This is a genomic window from Brevundimonas sp. M20, assembly GCF_006547065.1.
Classification (GTDB): domain Bacteria; phylum Pseudomonadota; class Alphaproteobacteria; order Caulobacterales; family Caulobacteraceae; genus Brevundimonas.
The window spans coordinates 2,340,584-2,365,862 of sequence record NZ_CP041243.1; the positions used below are offsets into that span (position 1 = coordinate 2,340,584).

Here is a 25,279-nt window from a genome sequence, read left to right on the forward strand (position 1 = left end):
CGGCGCCCTGAACTTCGTCCAGACCCGGAACCTGTCGGGCGTGCGCGCGCCGCTGGTGTCGCGCGGTCAGGCCCGGATCACCGACAACCGCGTCGACTGGCACGTCACCGACCCGCTGGACGTCCGCACCGTCATCACGCCGTCCGGCGTGACCCAGTCGGTCGAGAACGGGCCGGCCCAGCGCATGGGAGCCCAGGGCGGTGAAGCCTTCCTGTCGACCGGCCTGCTGGACCTGCTGTCGGGCGACATCGCGGCCATGCGCCGTCACTACAACATCACCCGCCGTCCGGCGGGACCGGGCGGCAGCTGGCGTCTGCGCCTGACGCCGCGCGCCCCGGCGCTGGCCCGTCAGCTTTCGTCCATCGACATCTCGGGCTGCGAACGGGTCAACTCCGTCGAGGTGCTGCAGGCCAACGGCGACCGTATGCAAATCGCGCTTACCCCGGCCCGGAGATAAGACTTGTTCCGGATCGGGGCGGCGGTTCTTTGTGCGCTGTGGTGCCTCGTCGCCTGCGTTTCGATCGGCCTGCGCGTGCAGCAGCCCAACGCCTTCGACGTCGACATCCAGAACCTGCTGCCGCGCACCGCGCTTGAACCCGTCATCCGGGCGGCCGTCGCCGACGCCGGAACCACGGCCTCGCAGCGGGTCGCCGTGCTGGTATCGGCCGAAGACCCGGCCCGCGCGCAGGAAGCCGCCGCCGATCTGGAGCGCAGCTTCGTCGCCGCCGGTTTCGCGCCGGACCACGCCCAGGGCGAGGCGCTGGGCCGCTGGATGTTCGCCAACCGCAACCAGCTGTCGTGCAGCGCCGACCCGGCGAGCTTCGACGCGGCGGCGGTCGAGCGGCGGTCGCAGGTTCTGCTCTATTCCCCCCTGGCCCCGGTCTCGGGCGGCATGCTGGAGAAGGACCCGTTCCTTCTGACCCTGCAACTGGCCGAATGCCTTGCGCCGCCTTCGGGCGGACAGATCGGGGACTCGGTTCTGGTGTCCGGCGTGCTGACCGCGTCGGCCTACCGCATCGACGTACAGGACCGGATCGCCGAGACCTTCACCGGCTGGCAGGGCCGCTGGCCGGGCGTCGAGGCGTCGCGCGCCGGGGTCGTCTTCTTCGCCGAGGACGCGGCCAAGCAGACCCGCAACGAGATGGCCCTGATCACCGGGATCTCCGGCGTGGTCATCCTCGCCCTGCTGCTGGCCTGTTTCCGGCGGCCGCACGCGATTCTGGGCACCTTCGCCGTGACGACCGCGGGCGCCGCGGGGTCGCTGGGCGCCGCCTTCCTGTTCTTCCCCAGCGTTCATGTGCTGGTCTTCGTCTTCGGCTCGGCCCTGATCGGGGTCACGTCCGACTATGCGCTGCACTACCTCGCCACCGGTCCGCAGACAGGCTGGGCCAGCCGTAAGGAACGGCTGAAGGTCATCCGTCGTCCGCTGGCCGTCTGTGCGCTGAGCACCTCGCTGGGCTTCGCCGGGCTGGGCCTGTTCGGCGTCGAGGTCTTCAATCAGGTGGCGGTCTTCTCGGTGGCGGGCATCCTGACGGCCTGGTGGTTCACCATGACCCTCCTGCCGTACCTCGATCCGAAGCCGAGGAAGAACGCCGAAAAGCTGACGGCCTGGTGGAACTGGCTGGAGCGCCCGTTCCTCGCCTTCCGCTGGAAGCGCGCCTATTCGGTCGTCGGCCTGCTGATCGTGCTGGGCGCCGTCGGCGCGGGCGTGGTGCGCTTCAACGTGCTGGACGACGTGCGCCAGTTCCAGCCGCGATCGGCCCAGCTGTCCGCCGAGGAGGCGAAGGTGCGCGAAGCCGTGGGCTTCAGCTCCTCGCCTCAGTTCCTGTTGTCCTTCGGCGCCGACGCACAGGAGGCTCGACGTCGCGAGGAAGCCCGGCTGGCCGGCTGGCCGGCGGATGCGGCCCGCGATGTGCTCGCGGTCAGCCGCTTCGACCCGTCGAACGCACGGCGCGCCGAAAACGAAGCGCGCCTGCGCACGGAACTGTTCGAGCCCCGCCTCGCCGCCCGGGCGCAGGATCTGGGCCTGACAACGGTTGATGCGTTCGCCACGACCGTTCCCGCCCCTGCCCTGCCGCCGCTGATCGCCAATCTGGAAGGCTCGGCCGGCGGACTGCACTATCTCGTGGCGCCGCTGGGGCCGACGGCCGTGAACCAGCCGAAGGAAGACCGTGAAGGCTCACGCGTGGTCGACCCGACGGCGCGCTACACCCAGGCCTTCGCCACCTTCCGCGGACTGGCGGCGGGCGCGGTGCTGGCGACGTTCGCCGCCTGCGCGGTTCTGGTTCTGGTGCTGTACCGGACCTGGCGCGCGCTCGCTATTCTGGCCGCGCCGACCGTCGGCGTGCTGATGGCGGTTGCCCTGCCCTCGGCGCTGGGCATGCCGGTGTCCTTCTTCTCGGTCGCGGCGCTGTTCGTCGTCATCGGCGTGGGCATCGACCATTCGGTCTTCCTGTTCGAGGCGAAAGAGACCGACGGGGAGTCAAAGGAGCTCGTGGTCTTCCTTGCCGGCTTGACCACCATCCTTTCGATGGGGCTTCTGGGGCTGAGCGGGACCTTCCCGGTCGCCAGTTTCGGGATCGCGGTCGCCGTCGGGGTGACTGCCGCGTACCTGTGTTCATTCGTGCCGATCAAAGTGAGGGGGAAGTTGGCTCATGCAAACAAGCAGGACTGATGTCTTGATCATCGGGGCCGGGCCTGCGGGCTCGCTCGCCGCAGCGCTTCTGGCCCGCAAGGGCCATAAGGTCGAGATGATCGAGCGCACCCATTTCCCGCGCTTCTCGATCGGCGAAAGCCTGCTGGCCCAGTCGCTGGAGTTCCTGGGCGACGCCGGTCTGCTGGAGGACATCGAGGCCCACGGCTTCCAGTTCAAGGACGGCGTCGTCTTTGAACGCGCGGGCGTGACCACCCCGATCTATTTCCCCGACAAGAGCGCACCAGGCCGGTCCACGACCTTCCAGGTCATGCGTTCGGAGTTCGACGACCTGCTGGCCAAGGGCGCGGTCAAACAGGGCGCGACGGCCAGCTTCGGTCAGGAAGTCATCGCCTTCGAGAGCGATGACGACGGCGCGGTGGTGACCGTGCGTGACGAAGCCGGCGAGACCCGCCGCATCGAGGCCCGCTTCGTGCTGGACGCCAGCGGCTTCGGGCGGACGCTGAGCAAGCTGTGCGATCTGGAAACCCCGTCGGACTTCCCCACCCGTCGCGCGGTCTTCGGTCAGGTGAAGGACAACATCACCGCCCCGCACTTCGACCGGAACAAGATCCTGGTCACCATCCACCCCGAGAACCCGGTCATCTGGTACTGGCTGATCCCGCTGGCCAACGGCATCTCGTCGGTCGGCGTGGTCGGACCACAGGACGACATCGAGGCCGCCGGCGCGACCGATCACGAACGCCTGTGGAACCTGATCGCCAAGGTTCCGCACAAGCAGGACATCCTGAAGGACGCCGAGGTCTATCGCCCCGCCGCGACCATCGTGGGCTATGCCTGCAATGTGAAGAGCCTGCACGGCCCGAGCTTCGCCCTGCTGGGCAATGCGGCCGAGTTCCTGGACCCGGTCTTCTCGTCGGGCGTGACCATCGCCTTCAAGTCCGCGACCCTCGCCGCCGGTCTGGTGGACCGCCAACTCAAGGGCGAGACCATCGACTGGCAGGAGGAGTTCTCCAGGGAGCTCTACGTCGGCATCGACACCTTCCGGGAGTGCGTGGACGCCTGGTACACGGGCGCCCTGCAGACGATCATCTTCAATCGGCCGAAGGAGATGAACGACATCACCCGCCAGCTGACCTCGGTGCTGGCCGGCTATGCCTGGGATCGCAGCAACATCTTCGTCAAGTCGCCCAAGCGGACGATGCGGACCGTGGAGCAGTGGTGCCTCGCCTGAGGCTGGCGTCAGCGCTGGGCCTGACGGTCCTGCTGCTGACGGTCACGGGGTGCGCGACCGCGCCCCGTGAGCCCTCACACGCGACGGCGGGCGCCGAGTTGCAGGCGCGGATCGCGCCGGACATCGTCCTGACGCTGCCCAGCCCGCCGGCCTATCCGCAGACCCGCACGCTGATGCAGGCCGGACAGATTCGGCATGGCGACCGTCAGGCGGCCTTTGAGTCGATCCTGGCGCTGTCCCCCGACGAGGTGGAGATCGTCATCACCATGGCGGGCGGCGGCTTGCGGCTGTCGACCATCACCTGGACCGCCGCAGGTGTGCGCGAGACCCGTTCGCCCATCGCTCCGGACAGTATTCCGGTGGCGAACATTCTGGCGGACATCTTCATTGCCCTGTGGCCCGCGGAGGCGATCAACGCCGCCCTTCCCGAGGGTGTGACCCTGACCGAAACCGCCGACGGCGGGCGTCAGGTCCGTCGCGGTGATGAACTGATCTCCGAGATCGTGCCGGACGCCGCCAATCCGGCCCGTCGCGTGTCCCGCAATCTGGCCTTCGGTTACGAAGTCACCATCACCAGCCGGTCGCTGGACTGATGGCGACGCCGATCCATATCGCCGACTATTCGGTCGCCTGTGCGCTCGGTGCGGACCGGGAGGCGGTCGCCGCCGCCCTGTTCGCCGCCGAGCCCGTCCGACTGTCGGGTGAAGCCACCCTGACCACGGGCCGGGTCGTGCCGGTCGGACGGCTGCCCTTCGATCTGGACGGCCCGGCGCACGAGACCCGCACCAACCAGATTCTGGCCCACTGCTTTGCGCCCCTGAAGGACGCCGTCGAGGCGGCCAAGGCGCGCTACGGCGCCGACCGGATCGGCGTGGTGATCGGCACCTCGACCTCCGGCATCGGCGAAGCCGGCGAGGCCCTGAAAGCCAGGCTGGCGACCGACCAATGGCCCGAAGGCTTCTCGATCAGGCCACAACAACTGGGCGACAGCGCCGCCTTCACCGCCAGACTGGCCGGTGTTCAGGGCCCGTATTTCTCGGTCTCGACCGCCTGCACCTCGGGCGGACGGGCGTTGGCCTCGGCCGCGCGGCTGATCCAGTCGGGTCTGTGCGACGTGGTGATCTGTGGCGGCGCGGACTCGCTGTGCGACCTGACCCTGAACGGCTTTTCGGCTCTGGGCTCGCTGTCGGGCGTGGTCTGCGCCCCGATGAGCGCGAACCGGGACGGGCTGAACCTCGGCGAGGGCGGCGCCCTGTTCCTGCTGACCCGCGAGCCCGGCCCCTACCGACTGGCGGGATGGGCCGGCAGCGTCGACGGGCACCATATGTCGGCGCCGGACCCCACGGGCCGTGGGGCGGAGGCGGCCATGCGCGCCGCCCTGACCATGGCGGGCCTTAAGGGCGACGCCGGACGCAACGCGGTGGACTTCATCCACCTGCACGGCACGGCGACGCCGCTGAACGACCAGATGGAGGCCCATGTGGTCGAGCGGGTGTTCGGACTGGACACCCCCGCCGCCTCGACCAAGGCCCTGACCGGACACACCCTCGGCGCCGCCGGGGCGATCCAGGCGGCCCTGTGCCTGCTGGCGATGGAGCAGGGACAATTGCCGCCGCATGTCTGGGACGGCGAACGCGATCCCGAACTGCCGGTGATCCGGCTGGCGCAAGCGGGCGAAACCGCCTCGCTGAAGGCGATCCTGAGCGCCAGCTATGCGTTCGGCGGCAACAACGTCGCGCTGGTTCTGACCGCCGCATGACCGAGTTCCCCCCCATTGAGGCGCTGATCGTCCACCGTGCCGGCATGCTGCTGATCGACCGGATCATCGGCCGGGAGGACGAGGTCGTGACCAGCGAGGTGGTGATCCGTTCTGACCAGCTCTTCTTTCAGCCCGGACGCGGCGTACCCGCCTATGTCGGCTTCGAGCTGATGGCGCAGACGATCAGCGCCTCGGACGGACTGGACCGACGCGACGAAGGTTTGCCGCCCGTCGTCGGCCTGCTGCTGGGTTGTCGGAAATATGCTGTCTCCCGCACCTTCTTCACCCAGGGCGAGCGGCTGGTGACCGAGGTGACGCCCCTGATCAGCGACGAGGGCATGACCGCCTTCCGCTGCCGGATTCTGGACGACGCCGGGGAAGAACTGGCCAGCGCCACCATCAACGCCTACCGCCCCGACGACCTGTCGGCCTTCCTGCGATCACAGCAATGACACAAGACAACCTGAAGCGACCCGTTCTGGTCACCGGCGCCAGCAAGGGCATCGGCCGCGAGGTCGCCCTGCATCTGGCGCGCGCCGGTCATCCCGTCACAGTCCACTACGGCGGCGACCGCGCCGGCGCCGAGGCCGTGGTTCAGGCCATCGTTGAGGCGGGCGGCGTGGCGGATGTGCTGGGCTTCGACGTCCGGGACCGTGACGCCACGCGTGACGCCCTGGTCGCCCGCATCGGGGAGGACGGCTTCTGGGGCGTGGTGCTGAGCGCCGGGGTGACCCGCGACAACGCCTTCCCCGCCATCGACGGAGCCGACTGGGATGTGGTCCTGCGGACCAATCTGGACGGCTTCTACAATGTGCTGCAGCCGCTGATCATGCCGATGATCCGGCGTCGGGACGGCGGGCGGATCGTGGCCATCGCCTCGGTCTCCGGCGTGATCGGCAACCGCGGACAGGTGAACTACAGCGCCTCCAAGGCCGGGCTGATCGGCGCCGCCAAGGCGCTGGCGGTCGAGCTGGCCAAACGCAAGATCACCGTCAACTGCGTCGCCCCCGGCCTGGTCGAAACGGCCATGAGCGACGAGATCCCCAAGGAGATCGTGGACGCCGTTCCGATGCAGCGCATGGGCACGGTGCGCGAAGTCGCGGCGGCCGTCGGGTTTCTGTTTTCACCGGACGCGGGCTATATCACCCGTCAGGTTCTGGGCGTGAACGGGGGGTTGATTTGACGCGTCGTGTCGTGGTGACCGGCATGGCCGGCGTCACCGCCCTGGGGGGCGAATGGGCTGAAATCGAGCGCCGCATGCGCGCAGGCGAGACCGGCACGCGCCGCATCGCCGACTGGGAGCGCCTGACGGACCTGACCTGCAAGGTCGGCGCCCCGGCGTCCTGGTTCGTCCACGAAGGCCGCTATCACCGCCAGAAGTCCCGCTCGATGGGCCGGGTCGGCATCATGGCGGTCGACTCGGTCGAGCGCGCGTTAGCCCAGGCCGGCCTCACCGATGATCCGGTGCTGAAGACCGGCCGGACGGGCGTGGCCTGCGGTTCATCGTTCGGCTCGACCGACCCGATCCGGGACTTCGTGCACTTCCTCGAAACGGGCAAGGCGGGCGGGCTCAACGCCACCAGCTATATCCGCATGATGGCGCACACGGCCGCGGTGAACATCAGCGTCTTCTTCGGCCTGACCGGCCGGGTGATCACCACCTCCTCGGCCTGCACCTCGGGCTCGCAGGGCGTGGGCTACGGTTATGAGACCATCCTGCACAATCAGGCGGACATCATGATCGTGGGCGGGACCGAAGAGTTCTGTCCCAGCATGGCGATGGTCTTCGACCGCCTGTACGCCACCAGCTCGAACGGCAACGATACGCCGGAATCCGCCTGCCGCCCGTTCGAAGCCAGCCGCGACGGCATGGTGACAGGCGAAGGCGCGGGCTTCCTGATCCTTGAGGAGCGGGAGCACGCGCTGGCGCGCGGCGCGACCATTCTGGCCGAGGTGACGGGCTTCGCCACCAACGCCGACGGCGCCCACATCTCGCACCCGGCGCGGGAGACCCAGGAACGGGTCATGCGTCAGGCCATGGAAATGGCCGGGATCGGCGTCAGCGACATCGCCTTCATCAGCGGGCACGGCACCGCGACCGTCGCGGGCGACGTGGTCGAGAGCCAGGCCACCCAGGCGGTCTATGGCAAGGACGTGCCTTTCCACACCCTGAAGGGCCATTTCGGTCACTCGCTGGGGGCCTGTGGCGGCATCGAGGCCTGGCTGGGCGTGGAGATGCTGCGGACGGGGTGGATCTCGCCCATCGCCAACTTCCACGAGCACGACCCGCGTTGCGCCGAACTGGACTACGTCGGCGTGGGCGGACGCGTGATCGACGGGGACTACTTCGTGTCCAACAACTTCGCCTTCGGCGGCATCAACACCTCGCTGGTGTTCAAGCGGGCCTGACCTCAGCCCGGACCGGCATCAGGCCAGATCGCCGACGTCGCCCTGTGAGGCCGGCGACCCGTTCAGCTTGAACACAAACGACAGCCCGCCCGTCGACGGGTAGTGGCGCAGCTCCAGCACCACGACGTCGCCGGGCGCCAGCACGCGGCGGAATTTCAGCCGCGAGATGGTCGCGCTGGACGGCCAGCCGCCCCATACCCGCTCGGCCAGCAGCACGGCCAGATGAGCCTGTGACACGCCCGGCAGGATGGGCTGGCCGGGGAAATGGCCGTCGAAATAGATCAGCTCGGGGACGAGGGTGAAGGCGATCTCCGCCGTCGTCTCGCCGGTGCGCCGGATATCCAGATCAAGCACGTCCAGCGGACTGGAAGCAGTCGGGGTCATGGGCGGCTCCCCTGCGGCGCGCCGAACAGGGCGCTGAGCGTGGACAGGATACGCTTGCCCTGGCTGTTGGTCTCGATGCGGTCAACGAAGCGCCAGTATTTCGGGCGTTCGGCGCTCTCCAGCAGGGGAGAGACAGCGGCGCGCAGGCGGCGGGACAGGCGGAATGTCCCCTCCTCCGCCAGCACGGCCTGACCGGCGAGGGTCAGCTCGACCACCGCGCCCAGCGCGCCCTTGTGATCCGACAGCGAAAGGGCGGCGACGGCCGCGATCTCTGGCAGTCGGCCCAGCATGTCCTCGACCCGGGCCAGCGAGACCCGCTTGCCGTCGATCTTCACGATCCGGTCACCGCGCGGCTTCAAACGAAAGCGGCCGTCGGGCTGCTGGTCGATGACGTCGCCCGTCCGCTCGGGCCCGTCGTCCTGCAGATAGGGCGAGCGGACGATCAGGGCCTGCGTCTCATCCGCGGTGATCGAGACGTCCGGGAATGGGGTCCAGAGGGCATCAGGCGCGGTCTGACGGCGCCAGGCGAGGCCGCCCGTCTCGGTCGAGCCGAGCACCTCGGTGGCCGGGCGACCGAAGACCGTCACGCACTCAGCCGCCGCATCGGTCGGCAGGAGCTGGCCGGAGGAAAAGATCAGACCGGGCGTCGGCTGGTACATCTCCACGCGCGGCGACAGACGGGTCAAATGGGCCGGGCTTGAGACCAGCGTGCCCCCCCCGAAACGGCCTTCGAGGTTCTCCCAATAGACGGCGGGAGCGTCGTCGCTGACCCGACCGGACATGATCGGCCAGACCACGCGGAAGAGGAAGCCGTAGAAATGTTGATGGGAGACGGTCGAAATGACCGGCCCCGCCTCCGCGCCCCAAAGGTTGTCCAGAGCTCGCGCCTCGACCTCAAGCCGGGACAGGTTCTTGCGGACACGCTTGGGCGCGCCCGAGGAGCCCGAGGTGAAGAAATCGATGACCGGGTCCGTGACGGCGTCAGCCAGCGCGGCGACATCGCCATCCAGCAGACCCCCGAAAAGGTCGTCGGTGATCAGGGCCTCGGGCGGACAGCCGATCTCGGCCAGATACTCCGGCTGGGCGTGGGCGGGCATGGCGATCATCCGCCCGGCCGCGGCGGCGGCGAGAAGACTGGCGGTCAGGTGCGCGGCGGACGCCACGCTGAGGAAGACCGTGTCGCGCGTGGCCTGTACACGCGGCAGAAGGGCGGCGGCCAGACGTCGGACGTCGCCCGCCGTCACGACCTCGCCGTCGCGCTGGAACAGCGGACGGGCGGCGTCGGTCTGGATCAGGGTCTGGATAAGGCCGTTCATCGTGCTTCCATGGCGCGCCGGGCTAAGGGACGCACCACCAGCTCGCCGACGATCAGGACACCGATCAGCCCATAGGAGACGCCGGCGTTGTAGAGGGTCCAGACATGCCAGTCGGCCCAGATGGCGGTCCAGACCGCGACGGCGCCGTTCAGAACGAAGAAGCCGGTCCAGATCATGGTGACCACGCGGGTGTAGGCGACTCCGCTGGGCGGCAGGTCCGGATCGGTCATCCGCGCGAACCGCTCGATCATGCTGGGACCGCGCAGAAGCGTCTGACCGAAGGCGAGGAACATCGCCGCGTTCATGAAGGCCGGATAGAGCCGGACCGACAGCTCGCGATCAAACAGGGCCACCGTCACCAGCCCCCCCGCCGCCAGCAACAGCCCCAAGGTCAGGGCTCCGGGCGTGCGACGGGCGCGGTCAGACAGGGTGCGCAGAAGCAGGAAGGCCAGCAGCCCGCCGACCACCCATCCGGGTCCGACGGTGCGCACCGCGATCGCGGCGACGACAGGGTAGAGTACCGAGGTTGCGACTAGCAGAACCGCCGGTACATCAACCTTGGGCATGCTTCTTCTGGGCGAGGTTCAGCACGTCGTCGATCGTGCGGATGCCGCGGAACTCGTCCGGTTCGATCTTGCGGCCGGTGATTTCCTTCAGCTGGACCATCAGATCGATCGCGTCGATCGAGTCGAGGTTGAGCTGCTCCACCAGATCGGCTTCGGGCGTGATCAGGTCACGGGGCACGTCGAAGGCGGAGACGAGATACTCCTTGATCTCGGAATAGATGGTCTCACGTTCCATGACGGCGCTCATTGCTTCAGGGCCTTCTGCTGGGCCACGAAGGCGATCAGGGCGTTGATCGTCTGGAAGTGGCTGTGCAGTTGCTTGTCATCAACATCGATCTTGATGTCGAACTTCTTCTGCAGCGCGACCCCGATCTCCAGCGCGTCGATGGAATCGAGCGCCAGACCGGTATTGCCGAACAGATCCTCGTCGGCGCCGATGTCATCCGGGGTGATGTCCTCGAGGTTCAGGACCTCGATGATCGCGGATTTCATCTCGAATTCGGTGGGTGTCGTCATGCGGCAAGCAGTTCTTCTATTCGGCGCTCCACCTGCATGCACAGGCTCCTGGCGGCGATGGCGGATTGAATGGATTGGTCCGGAACGTCAATATGTTCATGGACCTGGATGACCCAGTGAGCGCGCCGACTGGGGACTTTGTACCACGGCTCGCCCTTCAGCAGGGTCGGCGGACTGCAGGTGATGGTGACCAGTCGGACCGGCGCCTGTGAGCGGTGGGCGATATAGGCGAAGCCCCGCTGGTACTTCGGCTTGACGCCCGGCGGCGTGCGCGAACCCTCGGGGAAGATGACCAGATTGTTCCCGGCCTCCAGCGCCGCGACACAGTCCTCGATCAGCCGCTCGGGATCGTTCTCGTTGGGAATATAGTTGGCCGCCGTCACCACGCCGCGCATGAACGGATTGCGCCAGACCCCCGCCTTCACCACGCATTGGGTCCGCTCCATCAGCGACATGATGAAGACGATGTCGAGCAGGGAGGGGTGGTTGGCGATGACCAGTGTGCCCCGGTCATTCCGCAGCAGCTCGGCGCCGTGAACCTCGTAGGAAACGGCCCCGAGGAAGACCATGATCCGCACATAGGTGCGCCAGACGCGGTGTACGGTCTGCTGGGCGATGCGGGTCCGCTGCTCCCGATCGCGGACAAGCAGGTTGATCAGCGGGAAGACCACGATGGCGAGGAACAGCCCCCCCAGCCCGAACAGGGCGAAGGACGTGCCCGTCGCGATCAGCAGCCAGAATCTTGCGAGCGCCTTCATGCCGCCAGCGCGTCCAGTCGCGGCGGCGAGAAGGTCAGACGCGTCTGTCCGGCCCTCAGGGCGTTGACCACCGCCAGTGCGCCGGTGCGCCCGGGGGTGACCACGACGCCCTCCCCGCCGTCACCCACCAGGGCGAGGGTCATGGCGATGAACACGCCGGGGGTGGCCTCATCCAGATCGGCGTAGAGGCCCGAAAGGCGCTCGTCGGCGTGCACCAGAACGATGGAGGAGGCCTCCCCGGTCGTCAGCTGGGCCCAGGCCTCGACCAGACCGGCCGACAGGGTCGCCGTATCGCCGCCGATGGAAATCTGATCGCCCGGACCTTCAATGGACAGGCTCAGCGCGCCCAGCGGGGCGTTATGGACCGACAGGCCGAACAGGGACGGCGACAGCAACTCGTTCCGCGCGATGTCGCTGAGCAGGGTCACGGTGCTGTCGAGATCGCCGTTGGGGCTGGACAGCACTACCGGCGTTCCGGGCCGATCGCGCAGCAGCGGCAGGGCGCATTGAAGGACATTGCGGGTGAAGGCAGGCAGGCGGCGGCGTTGCTGCACAGGGATGGCGGAGGCGTCCTCAGCCACGCCAAAACGCTCATCGCTCTCTGAAGAGAGGATGGCGCCCCATGCGGTCACACCCAACGCTAGCACTGTCCCACATCCCCCGACGTTCACCTTGCAACCTATATGGCTGCACGGGGCAGTTCAATATAATCCGGGGTAATGCAGCGCACCCATCGATCCCTGACGGCGAGCTATGCTGTTCGATTTATAGCAAAGTTTCCCCGCGACGCCCGCGTGCCGCGCCCGATCCAGAGCGAAGCGGCGGCGAGCCTGCTGGCCGAATTGAGGGCTGGAACCGGACTGTTCGAAGGTCCGTCGTCCAGGGCGCACAGCCGGAACGGGATCGCCGTGGCCGCGACGCCGGAAGGCCGGATCGGCATCGACATCGAGCATCGTCTTCCAACGCGGCCGATCCGGGACATCGCCCGGCTGCTGATGGACGCCACGCCGACGGACGACGACGCCGCCTGGCGGGTGTTCACCTTCCACGAAGCCTACTTCAAGGCGTTCGGCGAGATGGCGGGCCCAGCGCGACTGCGCGCTGTGGCGGGCACGACAACCCCGACCTACCGCACGACGGAGGGGCTGAACGTCCTGCATGAGACTGTCGACGGAGATTTCGCCCTGACGCTGGTCTGGGACGGCCCCGTTGAAGCGGTCCGACTACCGGGCGAAGACTGAAACCCACAGCTTGCGGATCAGGCGGAACGGGGCCTGCAACGCCAGCCGGGTGTGCATCTTCGATATCCGCACATTGTCGGCCAGCATCTCGAAATTGGAGACGTTGTCCGGCGGATAGATGACCTTGGTCGGCAGGTTCACCACGGGCGTCCCGCGCCAATGCATGTGCACGGCCATTTCGGTGTCGAAATCCATGCGCGAGCCGATTCTGGTCCCCGCGATGACCTCGGCCACCTTGGGCAGCGGGTAGAGGCGGAAGCCGCACATCGAGTCGGCGATGGCCAGCGAAGCGGTCTCGATCCACACCCAGACGTGGGTGATCCATCGACCGATCTTGCGCGCCCTGGGCACGCTTTCGTCATAGACCGCCTGACCGCAAATCAGGGCCTCGGGCCGCTGCCGCGAGGCCTCGATGAAGCGGTGGACGTCCTCGATGTCATGCTGACCGTCGGCGTCGATCTGGAGGGCGTGGGTGAAGCCCTGGGCGATGGCTTCGCGGAAGCCCGTCAGGACCGCCACGCCCTTGCCCGCATTGACGTCCAGCCGCAGGACCTGAACGCCGTTGGAGGGATCATGCAGGGCGGCGATTTCAGAGCGCACGGGCTCCGTATTGCCGTCGTCAACAATCAGGACGTGGTCGCAAAGCTCAACCAGCCGTCGCGACAGACGCGGCAGCTGGCTGACATGGCGATAACTCGGAACAACGGCGCACAAGCGCATACTGTGCGCCGCCTGAAATCAGCGAAGGCTGACCATGTCGCCCTTCAGGGCGACGCCGGCCATCAGGAAGCCCGCCGAGCACTTGTACTGGGTGCGGCTGGACCATTCGACATTGTCCCAGTTGGACCGGACGTTGATGACGGCGTTGCCGCCGTTGGCCAGGGTCTGGTTCTTCAGGCGGATCAGGGCCGACAGCATGACCCACTGGCAGGATTCCTCGGCCGAGCGGCCGAAGCGGCGGCTGCGTTGCGAGGTGGTGGCGTCAGCCTCGATGCGGCGCGCGACACGGGGGTGCGGCGCGTCGCCGAAATAGAAGGTCACGCCTTCCAGTTGCGAAGCGTATTCGGGACGCTCCAGCACATTGGCGATTTCGTGGATGGTGACCTCGTCAGCCGGGGCGGCCGCCATCGGCGTCGTCGGGGCCGCCAGAAGAGCAGCGGAAAGGACCACACCAGTCACAAGGATGCCGGGCTTCATCGATTCTCTCCTGTCAGAGCGCCGTTCGTTCGCGACTTTCTGGCACGGGCAGACGGGCGCGGCAACCTTGCCGGGCAAAGCTTCCGGGGGGCGGAATTCAATCGGCGGGCCTCCCCTTGCAACCCCCGGATTCTTGAATAACCTCACGGAATCCCGGCCTTCGACGGCGCTTGCGTCGCGACCTTCAGGCGTCCGTCCATATCCTCGGCAGGGCGCGCCCGGTCCGGGACCGCTACAATAAGGTGAGAACCATGTTCGTCCGCACTTGCGCCCTGCTGACCTGCACCGCCGCCCTCGCCCTCGCGGGACAGGCCCGGGCCCAGACCGCGCCGGAATTCCGGCTGGTCGACGAGGTTCGCTTCGCCGTGCTTCAGCACGACACCGGCGTGATCGGCGAGAACCGGGAGGACGGTGTCGATCTGGGTGTTGAAGTCCTGTCCACGCCCATCGAAGCCTTGCGTCTGATCGGTTCACCGAAGGTCGTGGCCGGCGCGCTGGTGAACACCGACGGCTACACCAACCAGATCTATCTCGGCCTGCAGGCCGAACGGACCCTGGCATCCCAGGTCTTCAGCCCGAACGACGCCATCTATCTGGAAGGCATGGTCGGCGCCGCCTGGCACGACGGCAAGCTGGACGTCAGCGGCACGCCGCTGGAGGACGAATGGAAATCGCACGGCAGCCGTGTGGTGTTCCGCACCGGTTTCGGCGTCGGCTATCGCTTCAATGAAAAATGGTCGCTGACGGCCACCTTCCACCACATCTCGAACGCCGACACCTCGCTGCCGAACGAAGGCTCGAACGACATCGGCCTGCGTCTGGGCATGAAGCTCTGATCAGCGAAAGGCCGCACCGGCGCCCGGGCGTCGGTGCGGCCTGATCAGCCTAGAATTTGCGGCTGACACCGACCGAGACGACCCACGGATCAAGGTCGACGTCGCTGTGCAGGGCGCCGTTGTTCACGTCGGCGTCCGTGTTGAACCAGATCTTCTTCACATCGACGTTGACGCTCCACGGCCCCTGAATGCCGATGTCCGCGCCCGCCTGCAGCGCGTAGCCGAAGCCGTCATCCAGATCGACGGTGAAGCCGTTCTTGTCGTCGCCGCTGTAGAACAGCATGTAGTTCACGCCCGCGCCGACGTAGGGGCTGACACGCCCGCCGCTCAGGGGGCGGTATTGCAGGGTGACCACCGGCGGCAGCACCCAGGTCTCATGCACGGCGACATCGGTCCCGCCGCCCTGGGCGCGGATCTCATGCTGCGTCGTGCCGAGGATGCCCTCGATCGCGAAATGGTCGGTCAGGAAGTAGGTGAAGCCGAGGGTCGGCATGACACTGTCGCCCACATCGACATGCAGGCCGCTGTCGGCGCCGGCGCTGGTCAGGATGGCGTTGTCCGCGCCCGAGAAGACGTCGGTGACACGGCCGGTGACCAGCCAGTCGCCCTTGCGCGGGGCCTCCCAGGTGTTGGCGGTCTGGGCCATCGCCGGAGCGGCGAAGGCGGTCGCCGCGGCGGCGGCGGCGGCGAGGATCAGGGTCCTGAAGTTCATCTCTTTCATCCCCGACGCCCGGGGTCGCCTCATGCGGCCGGTTGCGAGCGTCTTGGAAGAGTGATGCGCGCCTATGCCGAACACGGCATTGATCCAGCGCAAACCCCTGTCTGGCCGGGCAATTTATCCGGTCAGACGACGCGGGCGTGCCGCTGCTGGATGCGGGCCGCATCCGGGTCGAAGGCAGCGCAGACAGCCCTTACGAAGGGTCGTCCAGGAGGGGTCACGTCCACCCTGCCCTCATCGACCCGAACCAGGCCGTCGCGCTGGAACCGGCGGAGGGCCGGCCACGCGCCGGCGACCTCGGACAGAGGCTGTCCGCGCCGGTCAGCTATCGCCGGGACATCGACGGTGAAGTCGCACATCAGCCGTTCGATAATCTCGCCGATCAAGGCGTCCCGTTCGGTCAGGACCACGCCACGCGCGATGGGCAGTTCGCCCCGTTCGACGGCGGCGCGCCAGTCGCGTTCGACGGTATGGTTCTGGGCGAAGCCGCCGGGCGCATGGCTGATCGCCGACGCGCCCAGCCCGATCAGCACCTCGGCCTCATCCGTCGTATAACCCTGGAAGTTCCGGCGCAGCCGCCCGGCGCGCTCCGCCGCCGCGAGCGAGTCGTGCGGCAGGGCGAAGTGGTCCAGTCCGATCGCTGCCCAGCCCTTGCCGGTCAGATAGCGCGCGGCGGACTGGCTCTGGGCGAAGCGCACCTCGGCGCCCGGCAGGTCGGCGTCGTGGATCAGCTTCTGGTGCGGCTTCATCCACGGCACATGGGCGTAGCCGAACAGGGCGATCCGCTCGGGCCGCAGCGTCGTCACCAGACCCAAAGTCGTGACCACATGCTCGATGGTCTGAAGCGGCAGCCCGTACATCAGGTCCAGATTGATGGAGGTGACGCCCTGCTCCCGCAGCGCCGCCACCGCCCACTGGATGGTCTCGAACCGTTCGGGCCGGTTCACCGCGGCCTGAACGTCCGGCGACAGGTCCTGCACGCCCAGACTGGCGCGGCTCAGGCCGATGCGCCCCGCCGCCTCGATCCAGTCCTGCGTCAGGACCTCGGGGTCCAGTTCAGCGGCGACCTCGAAACAGTCGGTCAGGTCAAAGCGTTCGGCCAGACCGGCGTACAGCCGCTCCAGCTCGACCGGCGGCAGCATGTTCGGCGTGCCGCCGCCGAAATGGATCGAGCCGACGCGCGGGCGCCGCCCCATCCGCGCCACCACCAGATCGGCCTCACGCAGCAGCAGATCGACGTAGCTGGTGATCACGCTTTCGCGGTTCACCGCGCGGGTGTTGCAGCCGCAGTACCAGCACAGCCGCTTGCAGAACGGGATGTGCAGATACAGCGACACCGCGCGATCCGGACGGGCGGCCACTAGCCAGCCGCTCCAGTCGTCCGCTCCGACGGCGGGCGTGAACTGCGCCGCCGTCGGGTAGGAGGTGTAACGCGGGGCGTGGGCGTCGTAGCGCGCGATCAGCTCCCGCGTTTTCAGGCCTGCGGGACTAGAGGGGAACATCGCCCTCTTTCGACGCATCGGGGGTGGACAGGCCCTCATCGCCTTCATCGAACAGGGCGAACTCATGCCACAGGCCATTCAGGACGCCGAACGCCACCGCCAGACCAAGGCCAAGGATCCAGGCAAAATACCACATGGGTCAGATCTCCTCGGGGTTCAGTACAAGTCGGGGTTGGTCTTGAGCGCCGCCGTCGAGGTCCGGCCCCACAGCACCTTGTAGACCCAAGCGGTGTAGAGCAGGACCAGTGGCAGGAAGACGATGGTCACCAACAGCATGATGAACAGCGTCAGGTGGCTGGAGGACGCGTTCCAGACCGTCAGGCTGGACTGCGGATTGATCGAACTGGGCAGGATGAAGGGGAACATCGACAGGCCGACTGTCGAGATGATGCCCACCGCCGAGGCCGAGGAGCCGCCGAAGGCCAGCGGGGCGGAGCGGCGCCACATGCCGATCAGGCCCGCCAGAGCGCCGAGGAAGCCCAGCGCCGGAGCGATCAGCATCCAGGGATAGCGGCTGTAGTTGTCCAGCCAGGCGCCGGGAGCGGCCTCCACCGTTGTGCGGAGCGGGTTGGAGAAGCCGTTCGGGTCCAGCGCGCCGGTGATGCGGTAACCCATGTCTCCGAAGGCGATGAACAGACCGCCGACCGCGAACAGGACCAGAGCCAGCACGCCGGCGATGGTGCCGTAAAGGCGGGCCCGTTCCAGCACCGGCCCATGTTCGGCCTTCACCGACAGCCAGGCGGCGCCGTGCAGGACCAGCATGCAGACCGACAGCAGGCCCGCGATCAGGCTGAACGGGGTGAACAGGCCCAGCAGATTGCCGTCGTAGAAGGAGCGCAGGTCGGCATCGAGCCGGAAGGGGGCGCCCAGCAGGACGTTGCCGACGGCGACGCCGAAGACCAGCGAGGGCACGAAGCCGCCGATGAACAGGCCCCAGTCCCACATCGTGCGCCAGGTCTTCGAGGCCCGCTTGGAGCGGTATTTGAACGAGACCGGCCGCAGGATCAGGGCGGACAAGACCAGGAACATGGCCAGGTAGAAGCCCGAGAAACTGACCGCGTAGACGAAGGGCCAGGCCGCGAAGATCGCGCCGCCGCCGAGGATGAACCACACCTGGTTGCCCTCCCAGGTCGCGCCGACGGTGTTGATCACCATGCGCCGCTCTTCATCCGTTTTTGCGACGAAGGGCAAAAGGGCGCCGACGCCGAGATCAAACCCGTCCGTCAGGGCGAAGGCGATCAGCAGCACGCCCAGCAGTCCCCACCAGATCAGGCGGAGCGTGGCGAAGTCGATAGGAAGTTCCATGATCGGATGTCCTGAAGGTCTGGGTCAGGCCACGGCCGGCGCGGGGGCGCGCTCGCCGGGCTGCTCGGGGTCGGTCTCGCCGAACGTCTCCTGTTCGTGGAACGGACCCTTCTTGATGGCTTGAAGCATCAGCTTCACTTCGACGACGGCCAGTGTGCCGTACAGTAGGGTGAAGCCCGCGATGGTCGCCCACAGCTGCGGCACGGTCAGGCTGGACGCGCCGAGGAAGGTCGGCAGCACGCCCTCGACCGCCCAGGGCTGGCGCCCGAACTCGGCCAGAATCCAGCCGAACTCGATGGCGATCCACGGCAGGGGGATGGCCAGCACCGCGATCCGCAGGAACCATTTCGTCTGGTGCTTGCGCAGCGTGCACAGCACGAACGCCGTGCCGAACAGCGCGATCATGAACATCCCGATGCCCGCCATGACGCGGAAGCTCCAGAACAGGACCGGCACGTTCGGCACCGTCTCCCACGCCGTCTGACGGATCAGCTCCGGCGTGGCCTGACGCGGATCGGCGACGTGACGCCTCAGCAGCAGGCCGTAGCCCAGGTCGCGACGGTGGGTTTCGAACAGACCGCGGGCGGCCATGTCCTGCGGGTTGGCCTTCACCTTCTGCAGCGCGTCATAGGCGATCACCCCGGATTCGATCCGCGTCTCGGCGGTGGCGACCAGTTCGAAGATGCCCTCGACCGGCTTGTCGATGGTGCGGGTGGCGATCAGGCCCATAACCCACGGCACATGCACGCCGTAGTGAGTGGTGCGATCCTCCATACTGGGGATGCCCACCAGCGTCAGACCGGCCGGGGCCGGCTCCGTGCGCCACATGGCCTCCAGCGCCGCCAGCTTCATTTTCTGGTTGTCGGTCAGCGCGTAGCCGGACTGGTCGCCCAGCACGACGACCGAGAGAGAGGCGGCCAGACCGAAGGCGGCGGCGACGGTCATCGACCGCTTGGCGAAGCCGACGTGCTTGTTCCGCAGCAGGTAGAAGGCCGAGACGCCGAGCACGAAGACGGCGGCGCAAACATAGCCGGCGCTGACGGTGTGCACGAACTTGGCCTGGGCGACCGGGTTGAACAGCACGGCCATGAAGTCGGTCACTTCCATGCGCATGGTGTCGGGATTGAAGGCCGCGCCGACCGGGTTCTGCATCCAGCCGTTGGCGATCAGGATCCACAGGGCCGACAGGTTGGTGCCCAGCGCCACCATGAAGGTGACGAACAGGTGGGCGTGCGGCTTCAGCTTGTCCCAGCCGAAGAACATCAGTCCAACGAAGGTGGCCTCGAGGAAGAAGGCCATCAGCCCCTCGATGGCCAGCGGGGCCCCGAAGATGTCGCCGACGTAGTGGCTATAGTAGCTCCAGTTCATCCCGAACTGGAATTCCATGGTGATGCCGGTGGCGACGCCGAGAACGAAGTTGATGCCGAAGAGGACGCCCCAGAACCGGGTGATGGTCCGCCAGATCGGCCGGCGGGTCATCACATAGATCGACTCCATGATCACCAGCATGAACGACAACCCCAAGGTCAGGGGCACGAACAGGAAATGGTACAGGGCTGTCAGCGCGAACTGCAGCCGGGAGAGGTCGACGACCGCGAGGTCGATCATGGCAATGCTCCAGCGCGCCGGGCACGACGACCGGCGTTTCAGTGTGCCTTAAAATCGCGGCGAGGCACGCGCCTTGATTTCGATCAAAGCTCTCGTCCGCGCGGGAATTTAATGGGACGCATTGTCCCGGGACATTTCGTCCAGCGGCGCTTTGTCCAGTAGCGTCGGGCGGCCCCGGGGCGTTGGAGTGAGACGATGACCGCCGCGCCTATCAGCAACGACACGCCGGCCGGCTGGCTGAAGCGCGCCGGACGGCCCTGGAAGCGACTGGCGGGCCTCGCCGGACTTCTGGCCGTGGCGGATGTGATCCCGGCCATCGGGTTCGCGGCCGGGCTGGCGATGATGATCGCCCGGTTCGAGAACGGTCTGAACGCCGCCCTGCCTTGGCTGGGGCTAGCGGTGGCCAGCCTGCTGCTGCGCGGCCTGATCGGACAGGCCGCCGTGGTGGTGGGCGCCCGGATGGGCCGGGCGGTGAAGTCCGATACGCGCGAGCGCCTGTTGACCGATCTGTTCGGTCGGGGGCGCCGCTCGACCGACCGGTTGACCGCCGTGGTTGAGGGGGTTGAGGCGCTGGACGGTTACTATTCCCGCTTCGCCCCCCTGCGTATGGCGGCCGCCGTGTCGCCCCTGCTGGTCATCGCCGCCGCCGCCTTCGCCAGCCCGGTCGCGGCGGGCGTGCTGGTCTTCACCCTGTTCCCCTTCATCTGCGGGATGGCGCTGGCCGGCACCGCCGCAGCATGGGAGAGCCGCAAGCAGTTCGAGGCGCTTGAACGGCTGTCGGGCCTGTTCATCGACCGGGTCCGCGCCCTGCCCGCCGTCCTGTCCTTCGGCGCGGTCGAGCGGACGACAACGGAGATCGCGCGGGGCGCCGACGAACTGGAGAAGCGCACCAACCGCGTCATGCGGATCGCCTTCGTCTCGTCCGGCGTGCTGGAGTTCTTCTCGGCGCTCGCTGTGGCGCTGATCGCCGTCTACTGCGGCTTCAACCTGCTGGGCCTGCTGCCCTTCCCCGTGCCGGAGCAGCTGACGCTGGCGCAGGCCTTCTTCGTGCTGGCGCTTGCCCCGGAAGTCTATCAGCCCCTGCGCCGTCTGGCCGCCGCCTATCATGACCGTCAGGCCGCCGAGGCGGCCGCCCCGGCCCTGACGGTGGACGAGCCTGAAGCCCGCACGGCCGCCGCCCTCGGAGAGCTTGCGCCGGCGATCCGGTTCCGGGATGTGACCATCGCCCATGATCCCGCCGTCCCGCCGGTGCTGACGGGCTTCAATCTGGATATCGCGCCCGGCCAAAGCGTGGCCCTGCTGGGCGCCAGCGGCGCGGGCAAGTCCAGCCTGCTGCATCTGCTGCTGGGCATGGCTCCATTAAGCCGGGGCGAGGTCGAGATCGGCGGCGCGCGGCTGAGCGAAACCGGCGGCGTCGCCGGACAGGTCGCCTTCGCGGGACAGGCGCCGGTCGTCGTGCCCGGATCGCTGGGTGAAAACATCGCCGTGGCCGATCCGTCCGCCTGCCCCGGCCGGTTATCCATGGCCGCGCGCACCGCCGGTCTGACCGCCGATCTGGATCGCCCCATCGACGAGCGCGGCGGCGGCCTGTCGGGCGGCGAACGGCGGCGGCTCGGCTTGGCTCGCGCCATTCTGAAGCGCGCCCCGATCCTGCTGCTTGATGAGCCGACGGCCAATCTGGATCCCGCGTCCGAACAGGCGATGCTGACAGTGATCCGTGCCGCCGCGCAAGGCCGCACCACCCTGATCGCCACCCATTCCGAAGCCGTCGCGGCGCTCGCCGACAAGGTGGTTCGCCTGTGAAGCCACACACCCATATCCGCGACCTGATCCTCGACCAGCGCCGCGTCCAGCGGGATCAGCTCAGGCTGGCCGCCGCCTCGGGCGCGCTGGTGTCGGTGGCGGCCGTCTGCCTGCTGGGGCTGTCAGGCTGGTTCATCACGGGCGCGGCGCTGGCAGGCGTCGCGGGATCGGCCGCCGTGCACGCCTTCAACTATATGATGCCCAGTGCGATCATCCGCCTGCTGGCGATCCTGCGGACCGGCGCGCGCTACATTGAACGCGTCGCAGGGCATCGGGCGGCGCTGAAGGCCCTCGCTCGCTTGCGGCCCCAACTTTTCGACGCCCTCGCCCGGGGACCGCTCCACAATGCGCTGGGCCTGTCGTCCGGGGAGCTGTCGGCGCGACTGGTTCAGGACATAGACGCCGTTCAGACCGTGTTCGTGCGCCGATCCGCGCCGTGGAGCTTCGGCGCCGGGCTGACGGCCTCGGTCGCGCTGGCCATGATCGCCAGCCCATGGGCGGGTCTGGCGCTGGCGGCGGGCATGGCGACCGCCTGCGGGGTCAGCGTGTTGATCGCCCGCGCCCTGTCGGCTCCGGCGGGACGGCAGGCGCAGACCGCCATGGGCGCGCTGAAGGAACGGCTGGCCTCGCTGGAAGCCGCCGCGCCGGAACTGAAGGCCTATGGTCTGGACCGTTGGGCGGCGCGCGAGGTGGCTGCCGGCGCCGCCGAGTCAGACCGCGCGCAGATCGCGATGGCCCGCGCCGGCGGCTGGATCGCCGCCTGGCAGGCCGCCGCGACCGCCCTGACCATCATCGGGGTCGCCGTCGCCGCCCGAAATGCGGACCTGCCGATGATCGCGCTGGCGGTGCTGGCGGCGGTGATGGGCATCGAGGCCGCCGGCGGCCTGACCGGCGCCCTGCACCTGAACGGCCGTGCGGAGGAGGCGCTGGACAGGCTGGACGCCGCCCTGCCGGCGGCCCCGGTGTCCCGTGGCCATGTTCCGCACGACGCCGGGGTGGCGCTGATCGCGCTGGATCAGCCCCTGTCGCCACCGATACGTCTGGGCCTGCACGGGCCGTCAGGCGCGGGCAAGACCAGCCTGATCGAACGGCTGTGCGGTCTGCGCGACGCCCGGCCGGGCGAAGCGATGCTGGGCGGTTTTGACGTCGCGGAGATCACGCCGGACATCCGACGGGACCTGTTCGCCTATGCGGCGCAGGACGTGCGGCTGCTGGACGACACGATCCGGCGCAACCTGCTGCTGGCTGGGCCGGCGGATGATGCTGCCCTGTGGGCTGCGCTCGAAGACGCCCAACTGGCCGACCGGGTACGCGCCGATCCACTGGGGCTGAACGCGCCGATCGGCCCGAACGGCGAGCGACTGTCAGGCGGGGAGCGCCGCCGTCTCGGCCTTGCCCGCGCCTATCTGAGAGATGCGCCCTGGCTGGTTCTGGATGAGCCGACCGAGGGACTGGACGCCGAAACCGAAGACCGGGTGCTGGCCGCTCTGGACAAGCGGATGACGGCGAGCGGACAAGGGCTGATCCTCGTCAGCCACCGCGCGGCGCCGATGGGGCTGTGCACCGTGCAGGCGCGGATCGAGGGCGCGGAGGCCGATGGCCGAATCAGGCTGACGCCCGGTTGCCGCCCGGCCGCGGCTTAATCCAGCCCCTCGGCGATATCGCGCAGACGGTCAGGCTGAAGCACCAGAAGCTCGTGCAGGGACAGAAGGCGGATCACACCGGCGGCCTTCAGCTTGCTCAGTTCCCGGCTGACCGTCTCGATGGTCAGGCCCAGATAGTCGGCGATCTCTGAACGGGTCATCGGCAGGCGGATGTGACCTTCGGTCTGGGGCCGGATCGGATCCCGCTCAGGCAGGTCCAGCAGGAAGGAGGCGATCCGCTCCTGCGCCCGCTTGCGCCCCAGCAACAGCATCTGGTTCTGCGCCGCCGCCAGTTCATGCGTGGCGCGGTCCAGCAGGGCCTCTTCCAGCGCCGGAAGCTCGCGGATTAGGGCGCGATACTCGGTCTTGCGGAACCGGCAGAGGGTCACGTCCTCGATGGCCTCGGCGGCGAAGGCGTAGTCCGACCCGCTGGCCAGCCCGACGAAGTCTCCGGCGAACAGGAAGCCGGTGATCTGGCGGCGCCCGTCCGGCAGCAGCTTGTAGACCCGCACCGAGCCGGAGGTGATGTTGAAGACGTGGGTCGCCGGATCGCCCTCGCGGGTCAGGCTGTCGCCCGCCTTCAGCGCCGTGCGCTCCACGATGGCGTCCAGCCGGGCCAGATCGGTGGGCGCGAGGCTTCCGCACACGCTGAACGCCCGCGCGCCGCAGCCGACACAGGCCGTTTCGCTACGCCGTTTCGCGCAATCATTGGGGAGGGTGCGGAGTTCGAGCATGGGAGGGCGGCAGTTTACGTCCATGGCCGCCGTCGACGCAAACCGGGATTGACCGAAATCAAGGCGCGGGACGTCCGGACCGGGCATAGGATCGATATGCTCCTCGACGTGCGCCTGTTGACCCCGGAAGACGCCCTGCCGACCTATGCGTTGGCGCGGCTGTATGATCCGGCGCTGACCCTGCCGGACTGGACCGCGCAACTGGCCCGCTCCGTGACGGAAGAAGGCACGTTCGGCGCCTTTCGAGGGACCACCGCCCGCGCCCTTCTACGATACATCGTCACCCGGGCGGCGGATGGAGCGGAGGTCGCGGTGATCCGATGGGTGACCGCCTTCGACCTGATTGACCCGGAACAGGTGGCCGAAGATCTGGTCACCGCCGTGCGGAAGCTTGAGGACGCCGAAAGCCGTCTGACCGCCTGGGCCCCGAACGCGCGCCGGACTCCGGGCTTCGACAAGGCCGTCGCCGGGGAGGCGGTGCTGCACTCGGTGCTATAGCCGCCACCGACGGGCTAGATTTCGCCTTTATTGCAGGGCTATGGCCCGCGCTGATGGACGCGTCATCCGACATTCCGCCCACGGGACCGGCCGCAGGGCTCGAAGCGGTCTTCGCGGACATGCGCCCGGCCCTGATGCGGCGGGCGCGGGCCATGGGCGTGGGCGAAGACGCCGAGGACGTGGTTCAGGATGTGTGGCTGAAAATCCGTCACGCCGAGGGACCGATCGCCAACCCGCAGGCCTATCTGCTGCGCATGGTCTACACCGCCGTGCTGGATCGGCGGCGGGGCATGCGGCGCACGGCGGCGCGGGATGCGGCCTGGCAGAGCCCGGCCAACCTGCCCGAGGACAGCGTTGAAAGCGCCGACGCGGAACGCCGGCTGATCGCGGCGCAGACCCTGGCGGAAGTGCAGGCCCGACTGGACGCCATCGGGGATCCCGCCGCCGCCCTGTTCCGCCGTCACCGCATCGACGGCGTCACCCAGCGGGAACTGGCGGTCGAGTTCGGCATGGGGTTGAGTACGGTCGAGAAGCACCTGCGACGGGTTTATGCGGCCATTCTCGATCTTTCGGGGGATCGGGCATGAGGCAAGATCGTT

General features: G+C 68.0%; 29 protein-coding genes. 14 read left to right on the forward strand and 15 right to left on the reverse strand.

The annotated features are described in order from the left end of the window. Positions 1-40: 40 nt before the first annotated feature. The 8 genes from FKQ52_RS11570 to FKQ52_RS11605 are packed head-to-tail and all read left to right on the forward strand — an operon-like array spanning position 41 to position 8,055. Positions 41-457 (forward strand): LolA-related protein, encoded by a 417-nt coding sequence (locus FKQ52_RS11570; protein ID WP_141627318.1) that lies wholly within the window; start codon positions 41-43, stop codon positions 455-457. Between the two features lie 3 nt (positions 458-460). After that, positions 461-2,674: an MMPL family transporter gene (locus FKQ52_RS11575; protein ID WP_141627319.1), complete on the forward strand. Its 2,214-nt coding sequence runs from the start codon at positions 461-463 to the stop codon at positions 2,672-2,674. A gap of 4 nt (positions 2,675-2,678) precedes the next feature. Then, positions 2,679-3,887 (forward strand): NAD(P)/FAD-dependent oxidoreductase, encoded by a 1,209-nt coding sequence (locus tag FKQ52_RS11580; protein ID WP_205750749.1) that lies wholly within the window; start codon positions 2,679-2,681, stop codon positions 3,885-3,887. Beyond that, positions 3,875-4,480 carry a DUF3261 domain-containing protein gene (locus FKQ52_RS11585; RefSeq protein WP_168196845.1) on the forward strand — a complete coding sequence of 202 codons (606 nt, stop codon included), beginning with the start codon at positions 3,875-3,877 and terminating at the stop codon, positions 4,478-4,480. Before FKQ52_RS11580 ends, FKQ52_RS11585 begins: the two co-directional genes overlap by 13 nt. Then, a complete protein-coding gene (locus FKQ52_RS11590; RefSeq protein ID WP_141627322.1) occupies positions 4,480-5,646 on the forward strand; it encodes a beta-ketoacyl-ACP synthase in 1,167 nt (388 codons plus the stop codon). The genes FKQ52_RS11585 and FKQ52_RS11590 overlap by 1 nt, the downstream gene beginning before the upstream one ends. Continuing rightward, positions 5,643-6,098 carry a 3-hydroxyacyl-ACP dehydratase gene (locus FKQ52_RS11595; protein WP_141627323.1) on the forward strand — a complete coding sequence of 152 codons (456 nt, stop codon included), beginning with the start codon at positions 5,643-5,645 and terminating at the stop codon, positions 6,096-6,098. The genes FKQ52_RS11590 and FKQ52_RS11595 overlap by 4 nt, the downstream gene beginning before the upstream one ends. After that, entirely contained in the window at positions 6,095-6,829 is a 735-nt protein-coding gene (locus FKQ52_RS11600) for a 3-ketoacyl-ACP reductase FabG2 (protein ID WP_370450951.1), read from the forward strand. The genes FKQ52_RS11595 and FKQ52_RS11600 overlap by 4 nt, the downstream gene beginning before the upstream one ends. After that, the gene (locus tag FKQ52_RS11605) at positions 6,826-8,055 is read left to right on the forward strand and encodes a beta-ketoacyl-ACP synthase (protein ID WP_205750750.1); all 1,230 of its coding nucleotides are present in this window, start codon (positions 6,826-6,828) and stop codon (positions 8,053-8,055) included. Before FKQ52_RS11600 ends, FKQ52_RS11605 begins: the two co-directional genes overlap by 4 nt. Before the next feature lie 18 nt (positions 8,056-8,073). Here the strand turns inward: FKQ52_RS11605 and FKQ52_RS11610 are convergent, their stop codons facing one another. The 7 genes from FKQ52_RS11610 to FKQ52_RS11640 are packed head-to-tail and all read right to left on the reverse strand — an operon-like array spanning position 8,074 to position 12,176. Next, positions 8,074-8,439 (reverse strand): acyl-CoA synthetase, encoded by a 366-nt coding sequence (locus FKQ52_RS11610; protein WP_141627324.1) that lies wholly within the window; start codon positions 8,437-8,439, stop codon positions 8,074-8,076. Next, complete coding sequence (locus FKQ52_RS11615) at positions 8,436-9,755, reverse strand: hypothetical protein (protein WP_141627325.1); 1,320 nt, start codon at positions 9,753-9,755, stop codon at positions 8,436-8,438. Before FKQ52_RS11615 ends, FKQ52_RS11610 begins: the two co-directional genes overlap by 4 nt. After that, positions 9,752-10,321 carry a hypothetical protein gene (locus FKQ52_RS11620; RefSeq protein ID WP_141627326.1) on the reverse strand — a complete coding sequence of 190 codons (570 nt, stop codon included), beginning with the start codon at positions 10,319-10,321 and terminating at the stop codon, positions 9,752-9,754. The genes FKQ52_RS11615 and FKQ52_RS11620 overlap by 4 nt, the downstream gene beginning before the upstream one ends. Beyond that, positions 10,308-10,568, reverse strand: coding sequence for an acyl carrier protein (locus FKQ52_RS11625; RefSeq protein WP_205750751.1), 261 nt, complete (start codon positions 10,566-10,568; stop codon positions 10,308-10,310). The genes FKQ52_RS11620 and FKQ52_RS11625 overlap by 14 nt, the downstream gene beginning before the upstream one ends. Continuing rightward, a complete protein-coding gene (locus FKQ52_RS11630) occupies positions 10,565-10,837 on the reverse strand; it encodes a phosphopantetheine-binding protein (RefSeq protein WP_141627327.1) in 273 nt (90 codons plus the stop codon). The genes FKQ52_RS11625 and FKQ52_RS11630 overlap by 4 nt, the downstream gene beginning before the upstream one ends. Further along, positions 10,834-11,595, reverse strand: coding sequence for a 1-acyl-sn-glycerol-3-phosphate acyltransferase (locus FKQ52_RS11635; protein WP_141627328.1), 762 nt, complete (start codon positions 11,593-11,595; stop codon positions 10,834-10,836). Before FKQ52_RS11635 ends, FKQ52_RS11630 begins: the two co-directional genes overlap by 4 nt. Continuing rightward, the gene (locus FKQ52_RS11640; protein WP_168196846.1) at positions 11,592-12,176 is read right to left on the reverse strand and encodes a beta-ketoacyl synthase chain length factor; all 585 of its coding nucleotides are present in this window, start codon (positions 12,174-12,176) and stop codon (positions 11,592-11,594) included. Before FKQ52_RS11640 ends, FKQ52_RS11635 begins: the two co-directional genes overlap by 4 nt. Before the next feature lie 138 nt (positions 12,177-12,314). Between FKQ52_RS11640 and FKQ52_RS11645 the strand changes: the two genes are divergently transcribed. Then, complete coding sequence (locus FKQ52_RS11645; protein WP_141627330.1) at positions 12,315-12,836, forward strand: hypothetical protein; 522 nt, start codon at positions 12,315-12,317, stop codon at positions 12,834-12,836. Here FKQ52_RS11645 and FKQ52_RS11650 read toward each other — a convergent pair. Further along, positions 12,819-13,556, reverse strand: coding sequence for a glycosyltransferase family 2 protein (locus FKQ52_RS11650; protein ID WP_141627331.1), 738 nt, complete (start codon positions 13,554-13,556; stop codon positions 12,819-12,821). The two genes, FKQ52_RS11645 and FKQ52_RS11650, sit on opposite strands and share 18 nt — an antisense overlap. A gap of 18 nt (positions 13,557-13,574) precedes the next feature. Further along, entirely contained in the window at positions 13,575-14,033 is a 459-nt protein-coding gene (locus FKQ52_RS11655) for an excinuclease ATPase subunit (RefSeq protein ID WP_141627332.1), read from the reverse strand. A gap of 251 nt (positions 14,034-14,284) precedes the next feature. Here FKQ52_RS11655 and FKQ52_RS11660 point away from each other — a divergent pair, with 251 nt between their 5' ends. Further along, on the forward strand, positions 14,285-14,869 hold the full coding sequence (locus tag FKQ52_RS11660) for an acyloxyacyl hydrolase (protein ID WP_141627333.1): 585 nt from the start codon (positions 14,285-14,287) through the stop codon (positions 14,867-14,869). A gap of 49 nt (positions 14,870-14,918) precedes the next feature. Here FKQ52_RS11660 and FKQ52_RS11665 read toward each other — a convergent pair whose 3' ends face one another. The 5 genes from FKQ52_RS11665 to FKQ52_RS11685 all read right to left on the reverse strand — a co-directional run bounded on the left by FKQ52_RS11665 (position 14,919) and on the right by FKQ52_RS11685 (position 19,999). Then, positions 14,919-15,581 carry an OmpW family protein gene (locus FKQ52_RS11665; protein WP_370450952.1) on the reverse strand — a complete coding sequence of 221 codons (663 nt, stop codon included), beginning with the start codon at positions 15,579-15,581 and terminating at the stop codon, positions 14,919-14,921. A gap of 131 nt (positions 15,582-15,712) precedes the next feature. Continuing rightward, complete coding sequence (gene hemN / locus FKQ52_RS11670) at positions 15,713-17,089, reverse strand: oxygen-independent coproporphyrinogen III oxidase (protein WP_141627335.1); 1,377 nt, start codon at positions 17,087-17,089, stop codon at positions 15,713-15,715. Next, positions 17,076-17,225, reverse strand: a complete 150-nt coding sequence (gene cydX, locus FKQ52_RS11675) for a cytochrome bd-I oxidase subunit CydX (RefSeq protein WP_141627336.1) — start codon at positions 17,223-17,225, stop codon at positions 17,076-17,078. The genes hemN and cydX overlap by 14 nt, the downstream gene beginning before the upstream one ends. Positions 17,226-17,245: 20 nt before the next feature. Further along, positions 17,246-18,394 (reverse strand): cytochrome d ubiquinol oxidase subunit II, encoded by a 1,149-nt coding sequence (gene cydB, locus FKQ52_RS11680; RefSeq protein ID WP_141627337.1) that lies wholly within the window; start codon positions 18,392-18,394, stop codon positions 17,246-17,248. Between the two features lie 24 nt (positions 18,395-18,418). Next, positions 18,419-19,999 (reverse strand): cytochrome ubiquinol oxidase subunit I, encoded by a 1,581-nt coding sequence (locus tag FKQ52_RS11685; RefSeq protein ID WP_141628344.1) that lies wholly within the window; start codon positions 19,997-19,999, stop codon positions 18,419-18,421. A 198-nt stretch (positions 20,000-20,197) separates the two neighbouring features. Between FKQ52_RS11685 and cydD the strand changes: the two genes are divergently transcribed. Further along, complete coding sequence (gene cydD, locus FKQ52_RS11690; protein ID WP_141627338.1) at positions 20,198-21,805, forward strand: thiol reductant ABC exporter subunit CydD; 1,608 nt, start codon at positions 20,198-20,200, stop codon at positions 21,803-21,805. Then, positions 21,802-23,448, forward strand: a complete 1,647-nt coding sequence (locus tag FKQ52_RS11695) for an amino acid ABC transporter ATP-binding/permease protein (RefSeq protein ID WP_141627339.1) — start codon at positions 21,802-21,804, stop codon at positions 23,446-23,448. The genes cydD and FKQ52_RS11695 overlap by 4 nt, the downstream gene beginning before the upstream one ends. Here the strand turns inward: FKQ52_RS11695 and FKQ52_RS11700 are convergent. Further along, positions 23,445-24,182, reverse strand: coding sequence for a Crp/Fnr family transcriptional regulator (locus FKQ52_RS11700; protein ID WP_168196847.1), 738 nt, complete (start codon positions 24,180-24,182; stop codon positions 23,445-23,447). The genes FKQ52_RS11695 and FKQ52_RS11700 overlap by 4 nt on opposite strands. A gap of 108 nt (positions 24,183-24,290) precedes the next feature. Here FKQ52_RS11700 and FKQ52_RS11705 point away from each other — a divergent pair, with 108 nt between their 5' ends. Both FKQ52_RS11705 and FKQ52_RS11710 read left to right on the forward strand, forming a co-directional pair. Then, entirely contained in the window at positions 24,291-24,680 is a 390-nt protein-coding gene (locus tag FKQ52_RS11705; RefSeq protein ID WP_141627340.1) for a hypothetical protein, read from the forward strand. 53 nt (positions 24,681-24,733) lie between these two features. Beyond that, positions 24,734-25,267 (forward strand): RNA polymerase sigma factor, encoded by a 534-nt coding sequence (locus FKQ52_RS11710; RefSeq protein WP_141627341.1) that lies wholly within the window; start codon positions 24,734-24,736, stop codon positions 25,265-25,267. Positions 25,268-25,279 lie beyond the last annotated feature (12 nt).